The 21,058-nt window shown below is 71.5% G+C and carries 21 protein-coding genes; 11 read left to right on the top strand and 10 right to left on the bottom strand.

All coding sequences use genetic code 11. From position 1 onward, the window contains the following. Positions 1 to 407: 407 nt before the first annotated feature. Positions 408 to 1,163 (top strand): maleylpyruvate isomerase family mycothiol-dependent enzyme, encoded by a 756-nt coding sequence (locus J5X75_RS06195; protein WP_208466314.1) that lies wholly within the window; start codon positions 408 to 410, stop codon positions 1,161 to 1,163. A gap of 280 nt (positions 1,164 to 1,443) precedes the next feature. Here the strand turns inward: J5X75_RS06195 and J5X75_RS06190 are convergent, their stop codons facing one another. Continuing rightward, a complete protein-coding gene (locus J5X75_RS06190) occupies positions 1,444 to 2,691 on the bottom strand; it encodes an MFS transporter (protein ID WP_307797950.1) in 1,248 nt (415 codons plus the stop codon). Positions 2,692 to 2,794: 103 nt separating this feature from the next. Beyond that, on the bottom strand, positions 2,795 to 3,484 hold the full coding sequence (locus tag J5X75_RS06185; protein ID WP_208466312.1) for a histidine phosphatase family protein: 690 nt from the start codon (positions 3,482 to 3,484) through the stop codon (positions 2,795 to 2,797). A gap of 1,326 nt (positions 3,485 to 4,810) precedes the next feature. On the opposite strand from J5X75_RS06185, the gene J5X75_RS06180 reads away from it, so the two are divergent. After that, positions 4,811 to 5,413, top strand: a complete 603-nt coding sequence (locus J5X75_RS06180) for a LysE family transporter (RefSeq protein WP_208466311.1) — start codon at positions 4,811 to 4,813, stop codon at positions 5,411 to 5,413. 145 nt (positions 5,414 to 5,558) lie between these two features. Here J5X75_RS06180 and J5X75_RS06175 read toward each other — a convergent pair whose 3' ends face one another. Both J5X75_RS06175 and J5X75_RS06170 read right to left on the bottom strand, forming a co-directional pair. Next, positions 5,559 to 5,807: a hypothetical protein gene (locus J5X75_RS06175; protein ID WP_208466310.1), complete on the bottom strand. Its 249-nt coding sequence runs from the start codon at positions 5,805 to 5,807 to the stop codon at positions 5,559 to 5,561. Beyond that, positions 5,804 to 6,484, bottom strand: a complete 681-nt coding sequence (locus J5X75_RS06170) for a DNA alkylation repair protein (protein ID WP_208466309.1) — start codon at positions 6,482 to 6,484, stop codon at positions 5,804 to 5,806. The genes J5X75_RS06175 and J5X75_RS06170 overlap by 4 nt, the downstream gene beginning before the upstream one ends. Before the next feature lie 56 nt (positions 6,485 to 6,540). Here J5X75_RS06170 and J5X75_RS06165 point away from each other — a divergent pair, with 56 nt between their 5' ends. Then, positions 6,541 to 7,170, top strand: coding sequence for an acVLRF1 family peptidyl-tRNA hydrolase (locus J5X75_RS06165; RefSeq protein WP_208466308.1), 630 nt, complete (start codon positions 6,541 to 6,543; stop codon positions 7,168 to 7,170). A gap of 27 nt (positions 7,171 to 7,197) precedes the next feature. Here J5X75_RS06165 and ypfJ read toward each other — a convergent pair whose 3' ends face one another. After that, complete coding sequence (ypfJ, locus tag J5X75_RS06160) at positions 7,198 to 8,103, bottom strand: KPN_02809 family neutral zinc metallopeptidase (RefSeq protein ID WP_208466307.1); 906 nt, start codon at positions 8,101 to 8,103, stop codon at positions 7,198 to 7,200. A 203-nt stretch (positions 8,104 to 8,306) separates the two neighbouring features. On the opposite strand from ypfJ, the gene J5X75_RS06155 reads away from it, so the two are divergent. From J5X75_RS06155 to J5X75_RS06140, 4 genes are all read left to right on the top strand, one after another. Continuing rightward, entirely contained in the window at positions 8,307 to 9,911 is a 1,605-nt protein-coding gene (locus J5X75_RS06155) for an ABC-F family ATP-binding cassette domain-containing protein (RefSeq protein WP_208466306.1), read from the top strand. Between the two features lie 405 nt (positions 9,912 to 10,316). Continuing rightward, a complete protein-coding gene (locus tag J5X75_RS06150) occupies positions 10,317 to 10,544 on the top strand; it encodes a helix-turn-helix domain-containing protein (RefSeq protein ID WP_014441759.1) in 228 nt (75 codons plus the stop codon). Beyond that, positions 10,541 to 11,332, top strand: a complete 792-nt coding sequence (locus tag J5X75_RS06145) for an enoyl-CoA hydratase/isomerase family protein (RefSeq protein ID WP_208466305.1) — start codon at positions 10,541 to 10,543, stop codon at positions 11,330 to 11,332. Before J5X75_RS06150 ends, J5X75_RS06145 begins: the two co-directional genes overlap by 4 nt. A gap of 73 nt (positions 11,333 to 11,405) precedes the next feature. Further along, on the top strand, positions 11,406 to 13,322 hold the full coding sequence (locus J5X75_RS06140) for an ABC transporter ATP-binding protein (RefSeq protein WP_208466304.1): 1,917 nt from the start codon (positions 11,406 to 11,408) through the stop codon (positions 13,320 to 13,322). An 18-nt stretch (positions 13,323 to 13,340) separates the two neighbouring features. Here J5X75_RS06140 and J5X75_RS45325 read toward each other — a convergent pair whose 3' ends face one another. Continuing rightward, positions 13,341 to 15,140, bottom strand: coding sequence for a cation:proton antiporter domain-containing protein (locus J5X75_RS45325; RefSeq protein ID WP_208466303.1), 1,800 nt, complete (start codon positions 15,138 to 15,140; stop codon positions 13,341 to 13,343). A 142-nt stretch (positions 15,141 to 15,282) separates the two neighbouring features. Between J5X75_RS45325 and J5X75_RS06130 the strand changes: the two genes are divergently transcribed. Further along, positions 15,283 to 15,669, top strand: a complete 387-nt coding sequence (locus J5X75_RS06130; protein ID WP_208466302.1) for a RidA family protein — start codon at positions 15,283 to 15,285, stop codon at positions 15,667 to 15,669. Positions 15,670 to 15,690: 21 nt separating this feature from the next. Here J5X75_RS06130 and mug read toward each other — a convergent pair whose 3' ends face one another. The 3 genes from mug to J5X75_RS06115 form a co-directional block, all read right to left on the bottom strand. Beyond that, positions 15,691 to 16,209, bottom strand: coding sequence for a G/U mismatch-specific DNA glycosylase (gene mug / locus J5X75_RS06125; protein WP_307797947.1), 519 nt, complete (start codon positions 16,207 to 16,209; stop codon positions 15,691 to 15,693). 272 nt (positions 16,210 to 16,481) lie between these two features. Further along, the gene (locus J5X75_RS06120) at positions 16,482 to 17,243 is read right to left on the bottom strand and encodes an SDR family oxidoreductase (RefSeq protein WP_208466301.1); all 762 of its coding nucleotides are present in this window, start codon (positions 17,241 to 17,243) and stop codon (positions 16,482 to 16,484) included. Next, positions 17,224 to 18,003 (bottom strand): helix-turn-helix domain-containing protein, encoded by a 780-nt coding sequence (locus J5X75_RS06115; protein ID WP_208466300.1) that lies wholly within the window; start codon positions 18,001 to 18,003, stop codon positions 17,224 to 17,226. Before J5X75_RS06115 ends, J5X75_RS06120 begins: the two co-directional genes overlap by 20 nt. A gap of 120 nt (positions 18,004 to 18,123) precedes the next feature. On the opposite strand from J5X75_RS06115, the gene J5X75_RS06110 reads away from it, so the two are divergent. Continuing rightward, positions 18,124 to 18,489, top strand: coding sequence for a nuclear transport factor 2 family protein (locus J5X75_RS06110; RefSeq protein WP_208466299.1), 366 nt, complete (start codon positions 18,124 to 18,126; stop codon positions 18,487 to 18,489). A 3-nt stretch (positions 18,490 to 18,492) separates the two neighbouring features. Here J5X75_RS06110 and J5X75_RS06105 read toward each other — a convergent pair whose 3' ends face one another. Beyond that, positions 18,493 to 19,077: a TetR/AcrR family transcriptional regulator gene (locus J5X75_RS06105; RefSeq protein ID WP_208466298.1), complete on the bottom strand. Its 585-nt coding sequence runs from the start codon at positions 19,075 to 19,077 to the stop codon at positions 18,493 to 18,495. 165 nt (positions 19,078 to 19,242) lie between these two features. Between J5X75_RS06105 and J5X75_RS06100 the strand changes: the two genes are divergently transcribed. Both J5X75_RS06100 and J5X75_RS06095 read left to right on the top strand, forming a co-directional pair. Continuing rightward, positions 19,243 to 19,890 (top strand): HAD family hydrolase, encoded by a 648-nt coding sequence (locus J5X75_RS06100; RefSeq protein WP_208466297.1) that lies wholly within the window; start codon positions 19,243 to 19,245, stop codon positions 19,888 to 19,890. A gap of 167 nt (positions 19,891 to 20,057) precedes the next feature. Next, a complete protein-coding gene (locus tag J5X75_RS06095; protein ID WP_372450842.1) occupies positions 20,058 to 20,963 on the top strand; it encodes a serine protein kinase RIO in 906 nt (301 codons plus the stop codon). The last annotated feature ends 95 nt before the right edge of the window (positions 20,964 to 21,058 follow it).

Genomic DNA, 21,058 nt, shown 5'->3' with positions numbered 1-21,058 from the left:
GGGGGCGGGGGCTTCCACGTTCTCAACTAGCGCGGGGGCGGGGGGCCCGGGGGTGGGGGGCCCCCCCTTCGCTGTCGCAGCGTGTCCACGCTCGGCCGGATCGTCGGTCGTCTTCGTTCTTGTGGCGTGTTTACGCTCGGCCGGACCTTTGGCCGTCTTCGTTGTCGTGGCGTGTCCGGGCTCGGCCGGATCTCTGGTCGTCTTCGCTGTTCCGGTTCGTCCGCGTGCCGTCGAATCCATGGCCGTCTTCGTGGTTCCGGCCCGGTCCGCGCCCTGTTCGCACTCGCGGCGAGGTGGGTGTGCCGCCTTCTCCGCCGCTCCGGAGTTCCGTCCGGCCGGGTACGCCCTCAGAGCGGCCCATGATCAGGAGGACGGATTTCTGTCGTACCTCGGTGGTAGAAACGGGCATGAATTCGACTCCGCCGTTCTCCGAGCTTCTCGCCCTGATCGAAGGCCGGTCGGCAGCGCTGCGTGACGCCGTCGACGCCGCGCCGGATCCGGCGGCCCGCATCCCGGGCTGCCCCGACTGGTCGCTCACCGACCTCGTCACCCACATCGGCGGTGTCCAGCGGTTCTGGGCCGCCACGGTCGCCGCGGCCGACGACTCCGGGCCGCCCCCACCCGGGCAGCGTGGCGAGCAGGATCCCGAGGGCGACCTGCCGGAGTGGTTCAGCGAGTCCACCGGCCTGCTGCTCGACGCGCTGCGCACCGCCGGGCCGGACGCGCCCTGCTGGGCCTGGTGGGCCGAGTCGGGCGCGCCGCTGACGGCCGGGGCGGTCGCCCGGCACCAGGTGCAGGAGGCGGCTGTGCACGCCTACGACGCTCAGGAGGCCATCGGCAAGCCCGAGACGTTGCCGGCCGCCGTCGCGGTCGACGGGGTGAGCGAGTTCCTCACCGTCTGCCTCGGCTCGCTCGGGGCCTGGCCACACCGTCCGGCGCGGGTCGCCTTCCAGGCGCTCGAGGGCCCGTCCTGGATCCTCGACCTGTCCCCGGCCGGGGCGAAGGCCGACCCGGCGGCCAGCGGCGAGCCGGTCACCACCCTCCGGGGCACCGCGAGTGACCTGGTGCTGGCCCTCTACCGCCGCATCCCCCTGTCCGACATCCGCATCGACGGCGACCGCGCCGTCGCCGACCAGCTCCTCGCCTGGAGCAAGATGGACTGACCCACCACCGCCACCTCATTCACCGGCCGGTGGTCGGCCCGGTCTCCCGCTCTGCTGTCGGCTGGGTGGTCGGCTCGGCTTCTGCTCTGCTGCCGGCTCGCTCGTCGGTTGGTGGTCGGCCCGGTCTCCCGCTCCGCGGTTGTCTTGTTCATCGGCTGGTGGTCGGCTCGGCTGCCGCTCTGCTGCCGGCTCGCTCGTCGGCTGGGGTCGGCCCGGTCTCCCGCTCCGTCGTCGGCTCGCTCGTCGGCTGGGTGGTCGGCGGGTGTGCTGGATGGGGTGGTCAGACGGTGGCTACGGCCTTGTTGCGTTCGGGGTGCGGGGTCTCGTCGAGTTCCTGCCACGCCGGGAAGAGGAAGGGGGACACCGTCACCGCCAGGTAGCCGATCGCCGCCACCAGAGCGGCGGTGTGCAGACCGAGCATCTCGGTTGCCCAACCGCCGACGAGACCGCCGAACGGGATGCCGGCCCAGGAGACCGCGATCAGGACGCTGATCACGCGGCCGTGCAGGCGGGTCGGGATCCGGCGGTAGACGGAGGCCATCAGGATCGGGTTGACCGTGGACATGAGGGCGCCCGCGATCGCCGCGGTGGCCAGGACGACCCAGACCCGGTCGGTGAGGGCCAGGGCCAGCAACTGTGCCGGTCCGCCCAGGAAGAAGCAGATGCCGAAGGTGCGGCGCCGGGGCAGGCGTGGCGCCAGCACCGTGTACAGGAGGTTGCCCGCGACCGCACCCAGACCGAAGGCGGTGCCGATCACTCCCAGTGCGGCGGGTCCGTGTGGGCCGTCGCGTACCCACACCGGCACGAACACCGTCGCGAACGCCTGATCGAACAGGTTCGTGGCGAACAGCATCGCCATGACACCGACGATGAGGCGATCGCCGCGTACGTACCGGAAACCGTCACGGAGCGCGTCCGCGTACCCCTGCTGTTTGCTCTCGGCGCGAGCCGCGGCATCGGCGTGACCGACCCGGACGAGTGCGCCGATGATCAGCGCGCTGACCGCGAACGAGAGCGCGTCGAACAGCAGGACCGTCGCCGGGCCGAGGGTGGCGATCAGCACTCCGGCGAGCGGCAGGCCGACCAGGGTGGACGCGCGGCAGGTGCCGTCGTACATCGCGGTGCCGCGTTCCGTGGAGAGCCCGGCCGCGGCGATCGTGCGGGGCAGCAGCGCCCGTTTGGCCGCGTCACCGAAGCCGCGCAGCGCGCCGGCCAGGGCGATCAGCACCAGCAGCGCACCGAACGAGACGCCGTCGCAGTAGGCGATCAACGGGATGCCGGCTACCGCCAGGAGGCTGGCCACATCGGCGGTCACGGCGGTGGGCCGCGGGCCGACCCGGTCCACGATCGGGCCGCCGATCAGGCCGGACAGCACGTAGGGCAGCATCTCGGCGAATCCGGCCACCCCGGCGAGCAGGGCCGAGTCGGTGGTGACGAGGATCAGCCAGGGTACGGCGACGAAGGTGATCCGGCTGCCGAGCATGGAGATCGCCTCGGCGGTGAGGAGAGCGCCCAGCTGGCGGCTCACCGCGCGACGCGGGGGAGCCGGCCCGCGAAGAGAGTGAGCGACGGGCATCGATCGAACATAAGATCGCTGGCCGTTCGTGACAAGACAGTCATCGATACAAGGATCAGGTCGGGGGCAGGTGGTCGATCACGTTGTAGCGGTCCAGCGTCAGCTCCCCGGAACCGCCGTCGAACCGGGTGATGGACGCGTTCCGCACGCTGCCCGCCTCGCGTTCCACCTCCAGCACCTCGTCCCAGTCCAACTGCTCGATGACGGCCCGCATCATCAGGACCACCGCGTCGTGGGCCACGACGATCACCCGTTGCCCGGCGTGGTCGGTGTGCAGGTCGTCCAGGAACGACTTGAGCCGGATCGCGATGTCGGCGAACGACTCGCCGCCCGGTGGCACGTACTCGAACTCGCCCGCCTCGGCCCGCCGCGCCGCCTCCTCCGGGTAGCGTGCCGCGACCGCGGCGTGGGTGAGCAACTCCAGTTCGCCCATCAGCCGGTCCACCAGGCGGTCGTCGGTGCGCGGCGCCGGCAGATCGAGGCCCGACGTCGCGGCGGCGATCCGCCACGTCTCACGCGCACGCAGGTACGGCGACGTGATCACCACCTGTGGCCGGTGCTCCTCCGGTAGCGCGGCCAGCCATGTGCCCAGCGCGGCGGCCTGCTCCTCCCCGGTTTCGGTGAGCGGCACCTCCGCGTCGCGGCCGCTCACCGCCGCTTCCAGGAGCCCTTCCGCGTTGGCTGCGGTGAACGCCACGTTGGCCAGGCTTTGCCCGTGCCGGACCAGAATCAGTTCAGCGACCATGATCGGACCCTACCGATTCGGCCCGTGTCGGTCACGTTCCGAGTTCAACAGAAAGCGTCTGGTAACTGCGTTCATTGCGTGAAATGACCCTCCGGTGCATTCGCACGGTCGTCTTCCCGCCGCCGGCTCCGACCCACGAAAAACCCGATCGTGTACGCCCGAACGCCCCCAAAAGCAGCCCCTCGCCCCGCTCCCGCCTCGGTCCCCAAGCCCGCCGTCGGCCGGCCTCGCCCGTCCAGCGGTTGATCCCGCCCAGCTAACCGTGGGCGCTGTCTCAGCACCGTCGAGACAGCCCTGAGAGCCAGCCGGTCGCTTCCAGTTGGCCGTGGATGTCGTCTCAGTGCGGAGGCGGCCCGTGTCCCCGTTGCCGCTCAAGTCTCGAAACCCGCTCGCAGGTGGGCAGCACCGCCCGGGGAGCGGTTGATCTTGTCCAGCTGGTCGTGGGCGCTGTCTCAACGTCGTTGGGACTGCCCTCAGCGCCAGCCCCGGTCGGTTCCAACTGGTCGTGGGTGTTGCCGTAGGTCGAGGCCTCCCGTGTCCCTGTGCCGCCTCGGTCTCGAAGCCCGGCCGCATCGTCCGGAGGGCGGTTGATCTTGTCGGGCCGGTCGTCAGGGCTGGCTCAGCGCCGTCGAGACAGCCTTGAGAGCCAGCCGGTCGGTTCCGGCTGGCTTCCGGTGCTGTCTCGACCGCTCCCCAACAGCTCCCAGGACCAGCCGGACAAGATCGACCACAGCGCGCAGCCACCTGAGAAAGAACAGGGCACGCCCCATGACCTCCAACCGAATCGAGGGCCGCGCAGGCCGGGTTGCGCGACCACGCGGTGGTGGGGCTGGTCGTGGGCTTGGTGGGATGAGTGGCGGAAGGTGAGCGGGCTGGTCGTGGGTGGTGGTGGCTTGGTGGGCGGTGATGGCGATAGCCGTCGGGTGAATGGACTGGTCGTGGGTGGCGGTGGTGACTGGGTCGGCGGTGATAGCGATAGCGGACGGGTCAGCGGGCTCATCGTGGCTGGAGTGGTTGCGGTGGCGGCTGGGTCGGCGGGCGATTGGGGGGATAGGTAGGTGGGCCGTCGCGGGTGTGTGGGTGGGGACGGGGCTCGTCACGGGGCGATTGCGAGGGAGGGTGTGGCGGGCGGTGGGTGGCGTCGGGTCACCGTGGGCGGTGGTGTGGGTTGGGCGCGGAAATTGGGTGGCCGGGAGGGGTGGGCCGGGTTGAAGATGGCGGCGTGACCAAGCTGAAGCGTTACCCCGCCGTCTCTGTCGCCGTGGCCGATCGGGCCGTGCGACAGCAGGTCGGCGCCGAGTCGATTGCGGGTCGCCGGCAGCGGTCATGAGCGGGGCGTTTCTGGCCGGCGTGGTCGCCGGCTACGGCATCGCGGTGCCCGTGGGAGCCATCGGTGTGCTCATCGCCGGGCTCAGCGCGCGGACCTCGTTACGGGTCGGCGCGGCCGCCGGGCTCGGCGCGGCCACCGCGGACGGCATCTACGCGCTGGTCGCCGTCGCCGGGGGAGCGGCCGTCGCGGCCGCGATCGCGCCGGTGGCCGTGCCGCTGCGGTGGGCCGGGGCGGTGGTGCTCCTCGCGTTGGCCGGATGGACCGCCTGGGGTGCGATCCGCGCGACCGGGGTGGCCGAGCGTGACGAGCGGCCGGCGACGGCGTTCCGTGCCTACGCCGGTGTTCTCGGTCTCACGCTGCTCAACCCGGCCACCGTGATCTACTTCGCGGCGCTGGTGCTCGGCAGCGGCGGCGCGGGAGGCGGCGTGTGGTTCGTGGCCGGCGCCTTTCTCGCCTCGGCGAGCTGGCAGCTCCTGATCGCCGGTGGCGGCTCGCTGATCGGCCGGTTCCTCACCGGCCGGCGCGGCCGCCTGATCACCGCCCTGGTCTCCAGCATCGTGATCGCCGGCCTGGCCCTCCAGTTGCTCGTCACCGATTGACCTGGGCGAGAAAAACAATGGTTCAGTGGTTGCGGGGGTCCTCGGCGCGGCCTGGGGCGTGCCGGGCGCGGCGGCCGGTTGGGCCTGGTGAGAAGGCGCGTGTGCTGCCGGTTGACCTCGGCTCGGCTTTCGGAGGCGGTGTGACTCAGTGGTCGCGGGGGTCTTCGGTGCGGCCCAGAGCGCGCCTGGCGTGGGAGTCGGTGGTGGCCAGTTGCTCCAGCTCGGGCCGGCGGCCGGCCAGGGCGAGCAGGCGCATGTGCCACAGGTGGCTGTTGTGCCGGTAGTGGTCCGCGCTGAAACACTCGGCGTGCGCGCTCACCAGCGTGATCGCCTCGTCCCAGTCCTTCCGCTCTTCGGCCGCTAGCGCGCGGGCGTGCCAGTCGTGGGTGGTCACAGGTGTTTGGCCGCCTCTCGGCGGGAGAGTGGGGACAGGCGGTCGCCCTGGGCGGACAGGAAGGCGCGGACCGCCTCCGGGTCGGTGCGGGTGTGCTGGCGCAGCGCCCAGCCGATCGCCTTGCGGATGAAGAAGTCGCGGTGGCCGGCCTGGGCGGCGCAATAGCCGAACAGGCGGTCGGTGTCGGTGGCCGGGCCGTAGGTGAGCTGATGCAGGATCGCGGCCCGGACCAGCCACATGTCCTCGGCGCGGGACCACTCGTCCATCCGGGTGACCGTCTCCGGGTGCCGTCGCACCAGGCCGCCGACCACGTGGGCGGCCAGCGCGTCCACTGTGTCCCACCAGGATTTCGTCACGATCAGCTCGGCCACCGTGTCGAGGAACGCCGGGCCTGGGACCTTGATGTGCTTCGCCAGGTAGTCGCAGGCGAACTGCTGGAACTCGCGCTCGTCACGGGACCAGCAGGCCAACGCCACGTCGCGCAGCTCGGCCTCGGCCGGTGATGGCAGGCCGGCCAGGGCCACGCGGGCCCGCGCCCGCCGCACCGGGCTGGTCAGGCCGAGGAAGGGGAACTGATCGCGCATGTAGGCCGCCGCCCCGACCGCCCGCACCGGGTCGCGGGCCTCGTCGAACGCGGCCGCGAGCCGGTCGACCAGAACCACAGCCAGATCGCTCATGTCCCGCATCCTGCCACCGGGGTACGACAGAAATCCGCGGAAGTAGGGTGGGCGGAATGGGGGAACGTGCGGCGGCCGGCGGTGGCAAGTGGGTCGATGTCGCGCCCGGGCGGCTGCCACGATGGCTGGAGAATTTCGCGACGCGCCATGGCCCGTACCGTGAAGAGGGGTTGACGGTGACCGCCGCGGACGGCGCGTCGGCGACGCTGCACGCGCCCCCGGGAGCCGGCCCGGTCACGACGATGGCCGAGCTGATCCGGGAGGCGCGGGCGCCGCGGCGGCTGGGGTTGCTGTTGGCCCGCAAGGGCGCGGTCGCGGTCGGTGTCGCCGACGGCGACGAGCTGGTGACGTCCAAGGTGGACACCCATTATGTGCAGGGGCGCACGGCCGCGGGTGGCTGGTCGCAGCAGCGCTTCGCGCGCCGCCGGGACAATCAGGCCAAAGCGGCCGCTGCCGACGCCGCCGGCATCGTGGGGCGCATTCTCCTTCCGGAGGTACGCACGATGGCCGCGCTCGTGGCCGGAGGTGACCGTGTGGCGGTGGACACCATTCTGGCCGTGCCGCAGCTGAGGGCGGTGGCCGCGCTGCGTACCGGAAGGTTGCTGGATGTGCCGGAGCCGCGGCACGCGGTCCTGGTGACCGCCGTGGCCGCGGCTCGCGCCGTGCCGATCCTGATCCGCGAGTGAAGCGCTGCCGATCCTGATCCGGGTGGGTCAGGCGACGGCGCCCGCCTTGAAGGTGTCGCACTGCTTCGGGTCGCCGGACTCGTAACCGACGCGGAACCAGTGCTGGCGCTGCTCAGAGGTGCCGTGGGTGAACTGCTCGGGGTCGACCCGGCCGCCACCGCGCTTCTGGAGGGTGTCGTCGCCGATCTGGCCGGCGGCCTGGATGCCCTCCTGGATGTCGGTGTCGGTGAGGCTCGTGAAGATCTTGTCGCCGTCCTTGTCGGTGGTGTTGGCGGCCGCGTTCGCCCAGGCCCCGGCGTAGCAGTCGGCCTGGAGCTCCAGCTTCACCGACTCCTGGTTGGCGGAGTCCGGGTCGCGTTCCTGCCGGCGGCGCATCTCGGCCTCGGTGCCGAGCACGTCCTGGATGTGGTGGCCGTACTCGTGGGCCAGCACGTAGGGCTGAGCGAACTCGCCCGGCGCGCCCAGTTGCCGGGACAGCACCTGGTAGAAGGAGAGATCGATGTAGACCTTGTCGTCGGCCGGGCAGTAGAACGGGCCGACGCCGGAGTCGGCGGCGCCGCAGGCGGTGTTCACCGAGCCCTCGAACAGGTGTGTCTTCGCCGGGACGTACTGCTCGCCGAACGCCTGCGGCAGCTCGTCACGCCAGTACGCCTGGATCGACGTCACGTAGAGCCCGTTGCGGCACACCAGCTGCTGGAGCTGCTCCGCGCCGGTGCTGCACTGGGTGATCGGCTGGCCGGTCGACTCGCCGCCGCCCCCGCCCATCGTGTTGATCCCGAAGTAGCCGCCGACCAGGGCGATGATCAGGGTGACCACGACGCCGGCGAGGCCGCCACCGCCGATCGGCAGCCCGCCGATGCCACCGCCGCCACCCGATCCGCGGCCGTCCTCGATCTGACCGGTGTCGATGTCGGCGCGTTCGTTGAGTTCCATAGTCGTCCCACCTTCACCACGGTTGCCCGGCGGCTTACCCGTTGATCTTGTGAATTAATCGAGTGGGAGGTGCCGTGGCGGCCCGGTAGTATGGCCGCGTGCTGCTCTGCGAAGGCTGACCTGCCCCGGCGCCGACCGTCATCTGCGATGGCCGGCGCTTTTCTGCGCCCTGAGTCAGCCGTCTCACCGAGAGCGAGAACCTCATGATCACCGCCACCGGACTGGAACTCCGCGCCGGCGCGCGCATCCTGATCTCCCCGACCACGCTGCGGGTGCAGCCCGGCGACCGGATCGGCCTGGTCGGCCGCAACGGCGCGGGCAAGACCACCACGCTCAAGGTGCTGGCGGGGGAGGGGATCCCGTACGCGGGAAGCGTCGAGCGGACCAGTGAGATCGGTTACCTGCCGCAGGACCCGCGTACCGGGGATCTGAACGTGACCGGCCGCGACCGTGTCCTGTCCGCCCGCGGCCTGGACACCATCCTCGCCGAGATGCAGAAGCTCGAGGTCCAGCTCGAGGAGAGCGGCGACGAGAAGCTGGTCCGGCGCTACGGGCAGCTGGAGGACCAGTTCTCCGCCCTCGGTGGCTACGGCGCCGAGGCCGAGGCCGCCCGGATCTGCGCCAACCTGGGGCTGCCGGAGCGCGCCCTGGCGCAGACCATCGGCACCCTCTCCGGCGGTCAGCGCCGCCGGATCGAGCTGGCCCGCATCCTGTTCGCCAACTCGGGGCAGAACGGCAAGGGCATCCTGCTGCTCGACGAGCCGACCAACCACCTCGACCAGGACTCGATCACCTGGCTGCGCGGCTACATGGCGCAGCACAAGGGTGGCCTCGTGGTGATCAGTCACGACGTCGAGCTGCTCGACGCCGCGGTCAACAAGGTCTGGTATCTGGACGCCAACCGCTCGGTCGTCGACATGTACAACATGGGCTGGAAGACGTACCTGGAGGCCCGCGAGACCGACGAGCGCCGTCGCCGCCGGGAGCGCGCCAACGCGGAGAAGAAGGCCGGCGCCCTGATGGCGCAGGCGGACAAGATGCGTGCCAAGGCCACCAAGACGGTCGCCGCGCAGAACATGGCCCGTCGTGCCGAGAAGCTGCTCGGTGGGCTGGAAGAGGTGCGTAGCTCCGACAAGGTGGCGAAGGTCCGGTTCCCGAGCCCGGCCCCGTGCGGCAAGACCCCGCTGACCGCGTCCGGGCTGTCGAAGTCGTACGGCTCGCTGGAGATCTTCACCGACGTCAGCGTGGCGGTGGACCGCGGTTCCCGGGTCGCCATCCTGGGGCTGAACGGCGCCGGCAAGACCACCCTGCTGCGGATGCTGGGCGGCCTGCTGGAGCCGGACACCGGCGAGGTGCGTGCCGGGCACGGGCTGCGGCTGGGCTACTACGCCCAGGAGCACGAGACGCTGGACGTGGACCGGACCATCCTGGAGCACATGCGCAGCGCCGCGTCGGAGCAGACCGACACCGAGCTGCGCAAGATCCTGGGCGCCTTCCTCTTCTCCGGCGACGACGTCGACAAGCCGGCCGGTGTGCTCTCCGGCGGTGAGAAGACCCGGCTGGCCCTGGCCACCCTGGTCTGCTCGGGCGCCAACGTGCTGCTGCTGGACGAGCCGACCAACAACCTCGACCCGGTGAGCCGCGAGCAGGTGCTGGACGCGATCGCCAACTACCCGGGCGCGATCGTGCTGGTCACCCACGACGCCGGCTGTGTGCAGGCGCTGAAGCCGGACCGGGCGATCCTGCTGCCCGACGGCGACGAGGACGCCTGGAGCGACGACCTCCTGGAGCTCGTCGAGCTCGCCTGAGCCGGGATCATCGCCGATCGTCAGTTGTCAACAGGTGCCCACACAGACAGTGCGATGTTCGGGCGTTTGCCAACAGGTCGGGCGCTCGGCCGGGGCTCGTTCCCAAGGTCGAGTGTCACGCCATGGAGCGATCACAGCACTCTCCGGAGCGATCGAGGGCCTCCCCTCGATCGAGTGTTTCCGCAGGTGATCGATGGTCTTGGGCGACGGCCCCGCGGTCCGGAAATGCCTTCCGAGAGGCTGCCGGCAAACTGTCTGACATTGATGCCGGTGGTAACCGTCAAGTTCCTGACAGTAATAAATGGGCACGTTCACGGGGGCTAGATGCCTGGCGCATGATCGTTCGAGACGGTGTAATAGGAGGGACCGTATCTGACCGCACTGTCTGCGACGTGAGGATTCAAGATGGCAGCCACTGGCACAGCTACCAGTACTGAGAAGGGTCGTCGAATCGTCGGTAGCGAGCGGCAGTCGCTCGCCAAGGACCTGGTGAAGCGTTACACCTCCGGCGAGAGCATCCGCGCGCTGGCCGCTTCCACCGGCCGTTCCTACGGATTCGTCCACCGCGTGCTCACCGAGTCGGGAGTTCAGTTGCGCCAGCGTGGTGGCGCCCGCCGCCGCAAGAAGGCGTGACGACCGGCAACGCTCGACCCAGTTCCACCGACGACGTCGGCGTTCGCTACGAACAGGACGGGCCGGTCGCGACGGTGACGTTGTGCCGGCCCGACGTTCTCAATGCCCAGACTCCAGCCATGTGGACGGAGCTCGGCAACATTTCCCGAAAATTACCGGGTGACGTGCGGGTCGTCATTGTCCGGGGCGAGGGACGCGCGTTTTCCGCCGGCCTGGATCTGTCGGTGGCACGTGGCGACGGCGATTCTTCTCTGGCCACCCTGGCGCAGTTGTCCGCGTCCGAGTGTGCGGATCGGATTGCCGGGTTCCAGACCGCGTTCACCTGGTTGCGCAGTCCGTCCATTGTGACGATTGCCGCTGTGCAAGGACACGCGATCGGCGCCGGCTTCCAGCTTGCGCTGAACTGCGACATGCGGGTCCTCGCCGACGACGCGCGGTTCTCCATGGCCGAGGTCACCCTCGGGCTGGTTCCCGATCTGGGCGGTACGAAGCGGCTCACCGAGCTGGTCGGCCCGTCCCGGGCGCTGGAGATATGCGTGACCGGCCGGCGGATGGCGGCCGACGAGGCGGACCGGATCGGCCTGGCGACGGCCGTGGTCCCCCGAGCCGAACTGGACGGGACGGTGGCCGACCTCGCCGCGGCGGTGCTGGCCGCGGACGCCGGTGCGGTCGCCGAGATCAAGGCCCTGCTCGCGGGTGCGCCCCTGCGGTCGTACGCGGAGCAGGACCGGGCCGAGCGCGAAGCACAGACCCGCAGGTTGAGCGACCTGCTGGGTTCCGGGGAGTAGATCACCTCCCGGGATTGTCGTACCCACGGGGCAGACTGTGTTCTGCCCCGTCGAACGGCACCCGGGAGGTGACATGTCCAGCTGGAGTGTCCTGCGCTCGATCCAGAACGCGGACCGCGTCAGCCGGCACCGTGTGCGCGAGGGGACGGCTGGGCGGATCCTGCGGTTTGCCGTGCCGTACCGGCGCGACATCGCGGTGTTCCTGCTGACCGTGGTGCTCGCCGCCGGGATCGGCGTGGCCACCCCGCTGCTCGCCGGCGACGTGATCAACGCAATCACCGCCGGGCGGGCGGACGCGGTGATCCGGATCGCCCTGGTGATCGCCGTGCTGGCCGTCGCCGAGGCGCTGCTGTCGCTCGCCCAGCGGTGGTATTCGGCCCGCATCGGCGAGGGCATCATCCTCGACCTGCGCACCCGGGTCTACGACCACGTGCAGCGCATGCCGTTGCAGTTCTTCGCGCGCACCCAGACCGGTGCCCTGGTCAGCCGGCTCAACAACGACGTCATCGGCGCGCAGCGGGCCTTCACGTCGACGCTCTCCGGCGTGGTCAGCAACGTCATCCAGCTGGTCCTCACGGCCGGGGTGATGTTCACCCTGTCCTGGCAGATCACCGCCCTGTCGCTGCTCCTGCTGCCGGTCTTCATCGTGCCGGCGCGACGGGTCGGCAAGCGGCTCGCCGAGATCACCCGGGAGTCGTACAACCTCGACGCGAAGATGAACGCGACGATGACCGAGCGGTTCAACGTCTCCGGCGCGCTGCTCGTCAAACTCTTCGGGCGGCCGGAGGTCGAGGCGGCCCGGTTCGGCGAGCGCGCCGGCCGGGTCCGCGACATCGGCGTCCAGCAGGCGATGTATTCCCGGACCTTCTTCGTCGCGATGCTGCTCGTCGCTTCGCTCGCGCAGGCGCTGACGTACGGGCTGGGCGGCTGGCTGGCGGTCCGCGGCGACGTCTCGGCCGGCACCGTCGTCACCCTGGCGCTGCTGCTCACCCGGCTGTACGGTCCGCTCACCGCGCTCAGCAACGTCCGGGTCGACGTGATGAGCGCGCTGGTCTCCTTCGACCGGGTCTTCGAGGTGCTGGACCTGCGACCGGGCATCACCGAGAAGCCGGGCGCCACACCCATCCCGGCCGGCTCCGGGCTCATCGAGTTCCGGGACGTGCGGTTCCGCTACCCCAGCGCCGCCGAGGTGTCGCTCGCCACCCTGGAGGACGTCGCCAGCCTCGACCACCGGGAGAACGAGGAGGTCCTCGCCGGCCTCGACTTCACCGTCGAGCCGGGGCAGATGGTCGCGCTCGTCGGCCCGTCCGGCGCCGGCAAGTCCACCACGTCGATGCTGGTCTCCCGGGTCTACGACGTGACCGGCGGCTCGGTTCGGATCGGTGGGGTCGACGTGCGCGACGCCACCCTCGCGTCACTGCGCGACACCGTCGGTGTCGTCACCCAGGACTCGCATCTGTTCCACGAGACCATCGCCGACAATCTTCGGTACGCGCGACCAGACGCCACCGAGGAACAGATGTGGGACGCGCTCACCGGCGCGCGGATCGCCGGGCTGGTGCAGGCCCTGCCGGACGGGCTCGACACCGTGGTGGGGGAGCGCGGCTACCGGTTCTCCGGCGGGGAGAAGCAGCGGCTCGCCATCGCCCGGCTGCTGCTCAAACAGCCGTCGATCGTGATCCTCGACGAGGCCACCGCCCATCTCGACAGCGAGTCCGAAGCCGCCGTGCAGCGGGCTCTCGCCGAAGCGTTGCGCGGGCGGACGGCGCTGGTCATCGCGCATCGGCTCTCCACCATCCGCAAAGCCGATCAGATTCTGGTGCTGGACCGCGGAAGGATCGTCGAGCGGGGCCGGCACGAGGAGCTGATCGTCGCGGGTGGGCTTTACGCGGACCTCTACCGGACCCAATTCGCGGAGCTCCCAGCACGGGAGATGCTCGCTGATCCACTTGTCGGGGAGGAGAGCGGACAGGCCGGCTCGGTGCGCTGAGCTTCCCCGACGGAATCGTCAGGGGCGGTGGCGGGCCGGGTGACGGTGCAGGAGGCCGCGCGCCGGGAGGACGTCGGGCGGGCTCGGGGCGCCGGCGGTGCCGGCTGGTGGCGCCGGTTCGGAGGCGGCGGCGGATGGCTCGGCGCGGGGCCCTGGGTTCGTGCCGGTTTCGCTTGCGCCGGTTTCGCCCCGGTCGTGGGCGCGGGCCGCCGGATTCGTGCCGGGTCTTTCCGGGTCGGTCCCACCCTGGCCGGGAGTGCGGGCTTCGCTCGGGTGTGTCCCTCCCCGGCCGGAGGTGCGGGCCGCCGGGTTGGTGCGGGTTTCGCGGGGGTCGGTTTCGCCCTGGCTGGGGGTGCGGGCTAGGGGGTTCGTGTCGGCTTTGCGGCCGTCGGTCTCAGTCCGGCCTGGGGCGGGGGCCGCCGGGTTGGTGCGGGTTTCGCGGGGGTCGGTCTCGTCCCGGCCGGGGGTGCGGGCTAGGGGGTTCGTGTCGGCTTTGTGGCCGCCGGTCTCAGCCTGGCCTGGGGCGGGGGCCGCGGGGTTCGTGCGGGTTTCGCGGGGGTCGGTCTCGTCCCGGCCGGGGGTGCGGGCTAGGGGGTTCGTGTCGGCTTCGTCGATGCCGGGGATCCGGGCCGTGGGGGCCACGCCGGGTGGCCGGCTGGACTTCGCGAGGCGGGCGGCCAGTGGCTTGGCGGTCACGCCGTGGGCGAAGACGCTCAGCAGGATGGTCACGCCGATCACGGCCACCGCGCGGTCCGCCTGCGGGCCGAGACCCTCGACGGCCAGCATCGCGAAGACGACCGACGCCAGGCCGCGCGGGCCGAACCAGCCGATGAAGGCGACCGTCCGGGCGGAGAGGCCGCTGCCGATCAGGACCAGCGCCACCGGCAGCATCCGGATCACCGTGAGGCTCAGGATCGCGTAGCCGACCACCAGCCAGTCGGTGTTGGCGATGACGATCGGCACCGCGGCCGCGCCGAAGACCAGCCAGGTCAGCAGCGATGCCAGGCCGGCGGTCTGTTCGACGTAGAAGACCTCGTGGGCGCCTCCCCGGCCGGCCGCCGCGCCGAACACGAGACCGGCCAGGAAGGCGGCGACGAACCCGTTGCCGCCCACCAGATGCGCGCCGATGTAGACGGCCAGGGCCAGGGCCAGCACGCCCGGCCCGGCGAAATCCTCCGACGCCCAGCCCCGCGTGCGGGCCACCCGCATCGCCCGGCCACCGACCAGCCCCGCGCCGACGCCGATCGCCACCCCGATCACCAGGCCGGTCAGCCCCGCATGCGACCCTCCGACCATGCCCGCGGCGCCGGCGATCGCGAGCGCCACCACCGGGGTGGCGATACCGTCGTTGAGCCCGCTCTCCACATTGAGCGCCCGCCGGATCCGGGGCGGCACCGACGGGTCGGTCATCACGGCGGCGCCCAGAGCCGCGTCCGTCGGGGCCAGGGACGCGCCGACCAGCAGCGCCAGCCACAGGCCCATCTCCCCGAAGAACGCCGCGGCGAGCAGCGTGCCGGCCACGATCGTGAGCGGCAGGCCGATCCCCAGCAGGCGTGCGAAGAGCCCCAGATCGGCGCGGAATTCCGGCAGGCCCACCCGGGACGCGTCGGCGAACAGCACCCAGACCAGGGTGACCTCGGCCAGCAGCCGCACCACCTCGCGGGTGGTCTCCGGATCGGGCATCGGCCCGGTGGAGAGCAGCAGCCCGGCGGTCACGAACAGGATGGGCGCGGTGAGATCGGCACGGCCCAGCCGCGCCGACCACAACCCCCACCCGAACACGGCGAGCAGCGCCAACGCCGCCGCCGTTTCCGTCATACGCCGATCACACCGCGAGACGGCCCTCGCCAGGATCATCCCGGCCGGATGAGCCGGCAGGCGTCCGGGCGGATCCGTGCGCGGACGCGGCGAGGGTAAAATCGGATGTCCACTGTGGGTGGCGACGGCTAGGGTCGGCCGCATGGAGATGATCGCGCGCAATCCGGTTGACGGCGTCTATCCGGCCACCGGTGACTACGTGCACGCCATGGAGGTTCGTGGGGCTCAGCGGATGCTCTTCGTCTCCGGGACGATGGGCCTCGACCCCGCGGGCAAGGCCGGCGCCGGTCTCACCGAGCAGCTGGAACTCGTCTGGAACAACATCCGCGCCATCCTCGCCTCGGCGGAGATGACGGTGGGGAACATCGTCCGCCAGACCAGCTATCTGCGCGACGCGTCCTACGCCGAGGAGAACGCGGCGGCCCGGGTGGCGGCGCTCGGCGGGCGGGTCATCCCGACCACCGCGATCGTCGTACAGACGCTGGAGAGCGACTGGCTCATCGAGCTGGAGATCATCGCCGTGGCCTGAGCGGGCCTGGAACGCGGGGGTTCAGAGGACGGCGGCGCGGAGCGCCGCGAACTCGCTGATCAGCGCGGGCAGCTGGAAGTGCGCGTTCAGGCCGCTCGGGTTCGGCAACACCCACACCGGTACGCCCGCGAGCGCCTCCTCCTGCGGTCCGAGCCGTGCCTTCGGGCGGCCGAAGGCGGCGCGGTAGGCGGTCACCCCGAGCACCGCGAGATACCGCGGCCGTAGGCGGGCCACCCGTTCCGTGAGCTGGGCGCCGCCCTCGGCGTACTCCTCGGGGGAGAGCTCGTCGGCGCGGGCGGTGGCCCGGGCCACCACATTGGTGATGCCGAGCCCGAGGGCGGGCAGCAGGTGTTGTTCGGAGGGGTCGAGCAGGCGGTCGGTGAAGCCGGAGCCGTGCAGCGCCGGCCAGAACCGGTTCCCCGGACGGGCGAAATGGTGACCGGTCGCCGCCGAGTAGAGGCTCGGGTTGATGCCGGAGAACAGCACCAGCAGACCGGGCCCGGCCACGTCCGGAATGGTCCGCCCGGCGGCGGCCGCCACCTCCTCGGCGCTGGGCCGGCCCGTGGAAGCCGGGCTGGGTCGGGCCGTGGAAGCCGGGCTGGGTCGGGCCGTGGAAGCCGGGCTGGGTCGGCTCGCGGAAGCCGGGCTGGGTCGGCTCGCGGAAGCCGGGCTGGGTCGGCTCGCGGAAGCCGGACTCGGCCGGCTTGCGGAAGCCGGGCTGGGTCGGCCCGTGGAAGCCGGACCGGGCTGGGCCGTGGAAGCCGGTGCGGGCTGGGCGGTGGAAGCCGGTGCGGGCTCGGTGGGTGAGGAGGTCACAGGGTGCGGAGGGCGCCGCCGTCGACCGGGACCGCCACGCCGGTCACGTAGCCGGCGGCCGGGGAGAGCAGGAAGGCCGCCACCCGGCCGAACTCGGTGGGCTCGCCGATCCGGTTCAGCGGGATGTTCGCGGCGATCGTCTCGGCCGCGGCCGCCGGGTCGGGGGCGGCTTCGAGGAGTTCGCGGCTGCGGTCGGTCATGAAACGGCCCGGCAGGATGCTCAGCACCCGGACGCCACGCGGGGCGAACTCGTCGGCCATGTCCTTCGCCACCATGGCCAGGCCGGGACGGAAACCGTTGGAGAGGCCCAGACCGGTCAGCGGCGTCTTCACCGAGGTGGAGAGGACCAGGCCGATGGCGCCGCCCTCGGGCAGGGCGGAGGCGAACGTACGGGCCGCGCGCACCGAACCGAGGAACACCGTCTCGAAGGCGGTCGTCCACTGGTCGTCGCTCATGCTGGCCGCGGTGCCCGGAGTGGGGCCGCCCACCGAGATCAGCGCGCCGTCGAGGCGGCCGAACCGCTCCTGCGCGGCGTGCACCAGCTCGCGCGGGGTACTCGGGTCGGCCAGGTCGGCGGTCACCCCGAAGGCGTGCTCGGGGCCGCCCAGCCGGTCGACCGCCTCGGCGACCCGGTCGGCGTCGCGCGACGAGATCACCACCCGTGCGCCGTCACCGACGAGCGCCTCCGCGGTGGCGAACCCCAGCCCTCGCGAGGCGCCGGTGAGGATGAAGACACGATCAGCCAGCCCAAGGTCCATGGGACGATCCTGCCATCCGGCGGCCGAGCGCGGTCGCGGTGGCCGCGTCGGCCGGCAGGAACGCCTCGATGGCCAGCTCGGACAGGGTGACGTCGCGCGGGGTGCCGAGCATCGACGTGATGCTGAACATGTTCAGGTCGTCGAACCGCAGCGGCACCACCAGACCGTCGGGGCGGGTGTCGGCCTCGCCGCCGGGATAGCCGGCCAGCTCGGCGTGCAGCTCGTGCAGCACCGGGTCGGCGGTGGCCGCGGCCTGCCGGTCCAGCCGGTGCAGGAGGTGGGTGCGCCACTCGGCGAGGTTGCCGATCCGGGGCGCCATGCCGTCCGGGTGCAGCGCCAGGCGCAGCACGTTGACCGGCGGGGTCAGCAGCTCCGGCGCGCATCCCTCGGTGAGGAGGGCCACCGCCGCGTTGCCGTCGACCATCGTCCAGTGCCGGTCCACCAGCACCGCCGGGTTCGGCCCGTGCCCGGCCAGCACCTCGCGGAGCGCGGACAGCACGTCGGCCAGCGGCGGGCCGTCCAGTGCCGATTCCGGGTAGGCGGGGGCGTACCCACCGGCCAGCAGCAGCTCGTTGCGGGCGCGCAACGGCACGTCCAGCTCCTCGGCCAGCCGCAGCAGCATCTGCCGGGTCGGCCGGGAGCGGCCGGTCTCCACGAACGACAGATGCCGGGTGGACACCCCGGACCGGCCGGACAGATCGAGCTGGCTCATCCTCCGGGTGTCCCGCCAACCGCGCAGCAGCTTTCCCACCTCGCCCATGCGGGCAGCCTAGGCAGGGGTTCCGCGCGGTCACCATTACCTCCGGGGTAATCGACGCCGTTCCCGCCGCCGGGCAGGCTGTGGCCGTCATCAGCCGACCACAGCGAAGGGACGACGAAGATGAGCGACTTCGACACCGTGATCGACCGGTACCTGGGCGTGTGGAACGAGACCGACCCGGTCGCCCGGCGGGCCGCGATCGACGAGTTGTTCGCCGAGGAGGTGCGGTACATCGACCCGTTCGCCGCCGTGGCGGGCCGGGCCGCGCTGGACGCGGTCGTCGACGGGGCGCAGCGGCAGTTCGCCGGGCTGGTGTTCAGCTCCGGCGGGCCGGTCGACGCGCACCACGACCAGGCGCGTTTCACCTGGCATCTGGGCCGGCCCGGCGGCGAGCCGCTGGTTGTCGGCTTCGACGTGGCGGAACGCGACGCCGACGGCCGGATCGTCCAGGTGCTCGGCTTCATCGACCGGGCGCCGGGCCGGTAGGGATCAGGCGGCGGGCTTGCGCACCGCTTCCTCGACCACGTCGAGGACGCGGGCCAGCTCGCCGGCCGGGCGGCCGGTGGCCAGGTGCAGCACTAGGCCGTCGTAGGCGAGCTCCAGGAACTGGGTGAGAACCTCGACCGGTACGTCCTCGCGCAGCACACCGGCCTCACGCTGCCGCTGGAGCCGCTCGCGGGTGGCGTCGGCGATCGCGGCGGACCGCTGGGCCCAGCGTTTGGCGAAGGCCGGGTCGGTACGCAGGCGGTGTGACACCTCGAGCTGGGTGCCGAGCCAGCCGGCCGTGTCGCCCTCGCTGTTGCCGGCCCGGTCCAGCAGGTCGCGCATCACCTGGACGAGGCCGTTGCGGGCGACGGTCTCCACCATCGTGGCGGCGTCGTCCTCGGCGACGGCGAGGAACAGATGCTCCTTGTCCCGGAAATGATGAAAAATCGCGCCGCGCGACATGCCGGTGGCCTCTTCGAGGCGGCGGACGGTGGCGCCCCCGTAGCCGAACCGCGCGAAACAGGCGCGGGCCGCACTGAGGATCTCGTGGCGGCGCGCATAGAGCTGGTCCTGACTCACCCTGGGCACGCCGCTGATCGTGTCATGTGGCCGGACCCTCTTGCAATCCGTACGTACGGCTTACTACAGAGGGCGGTCCCACGATCGGATGATGCGAATTTCCTCATTCACCGCCGTGTCTTGTTAACAGTCCTGGACTGGGCGCTGCGGCAGGCGCTCACGTAAAGTGCCCGCGTGCCTCTAGTCTTCCTCGCCCTGGACGACACCCTGCTCGACCGCAGCGGTGCGTTCCGGCTGTGGGCTAAGGGCTTCCTCGACGAGATCGCCGCCCCTCAGGACGACCTGGAGTGGCTGGTGTCGGTCGACGCCGATGGGCTGACCTCGCGCTGGGACCTGGCCGACCTCATCCGGGAACGCTACCGGCTGCGTGTGCCGGTGATCGACCTGGTCGACGAACTGAACACCGGGCCGCTCACCTTCGAACGGCTGGACCCGATGGTCGGCTGCGCGCTGGAGATCGCGGGCGACGCGGGGCTGGTGCCGGTGGTGGTCACCAACGGGCAGACCGAGCAGCAGGAGGCCCGGATCCGGCGTACCGGGGTGGACCGCTATGTCGCCGACTGGGTGATCTCCGAGCAGTGCGGGGTGAGTAAGCCGAACCCGCGGATCTTCGCTCTGGCCGCGCAGCGGGTGCGGATGCGGCTGGCCGGGGCGTGGGTGCTCGGGGACAGCCCGGAGGCCGACATCGGCGGCGCCGCGGCGCTCGGGCTGCCCAGCGTGTGGCTGCACCGCGGGCGGGACTGGGTGGACAACCGGTTCGCGCCGACCCGCGTGGTGGGCAACGTGATCCAGGGCATCTCGGCGATCATGGCCGCCCGATGACGGCGGTCATGGCCGCCGGATAAATGGGTTGCGCCCGGTTCGGTGATCGGAAAGAGTGGGCGCGCGTGTTTCCCGACGAGAGAGAAGGGGGTGGACCTCGTGGCTGTCTTTGTCATGTCTGCGTCCCCGTTTTCCCCGATGACTTCTTTCTCTGAGGAGACCCTCGAGTGCGCGAGCACGAGACGACCATGCGCCGTGGGCGCCGTAAGTTCGACGACGACGAACCGACTTTCGTAAAACGCGGCCGGCTCGAGCCGGCCCTGCAGGAGGACCCCGATCTGCCCGAGGAGGGCGACCGCTGGTCCACCTGGGACGGCGCTCTGCACGGTCCCGATCCCCGGCCCGACTGGGTCCGTACCGAGTACGGCGCGGTCGACACCGAGCTGGGGATGCTGAAGACCGGCAAGGAGGCCGACGTCTTCCTGGTCCGGCGCGCCATCCCGGGCACCGGCCAGATCAGCATGCTGGCCGCCAAGCGGTACCGCGACGGCGACCACCGGATGTTCCACCGGGACGCCGGCTATCTCGAGGGCCGCCGGGTCCGCCGCTCCCGGGAGATGCGGGCCATGTCCAACCGGACCGCCTTCGGCAAGGAGATGATCTCCGGGCAGTGGGCGGCCGCCGAGTTCGGCGCGCTCAGCCGGCTGTGGCAGGTCGGCCAGGAGAGCGGGCTGATCTGTGTGCCCTACCCGGTGCAGCTGATCGGCACCGAGCTGATGCTGGAGTTCATCGGCGACTGGGAGACCGGCGAGGCGGCGCCCCGGCTCGCTCAGGTGCGCGCCGACACCGACGGGCTGGCCGACCTGTGGCGGCAGATGACCGACGCGCTGTCGGTGCTGGCCCGGGCGCAGGTGGCGCACGGGGACCTGTCGCCGTACAACACGCTCGTCCACGACGGGCGGCTGGTGCTCATCGACCTGCCGCAGATCGTGGACGTGATCGCCAATCCGCGCGGCGGCGAGTTCATCGCGCGGGACGTGCGCAACGTGGCCGGCTGGTTCCGGTCACGGGGGCTGGAGGTCGACGAGGAGGCGCTGGTCGAGCGCCTGCACTACGAAGCGGGGCTCCGGTGAGGTGCAGGCCGCTGCCCGGCCCGGGGGCCCCCCCGCCCCCCCCGCCCCCCCCCCCCCCCGCGCCCCCCCCCCCGCCCCGCACCCCCCCGCCCCGG

Source organism: Actinoplanes flavus (assembly GCF_017592555.1).
Lineage (GTDB): Bacteria > Actinomycetota > Actinomycetes > Mycobacteriales > Micromonosporaceae > Actinoplanes > Actinoplanes flavus.
Note: the sequence above shows the minus strand (reverse complement) of the source record. Positions and strands in the feature narration are given on the sequence as shown.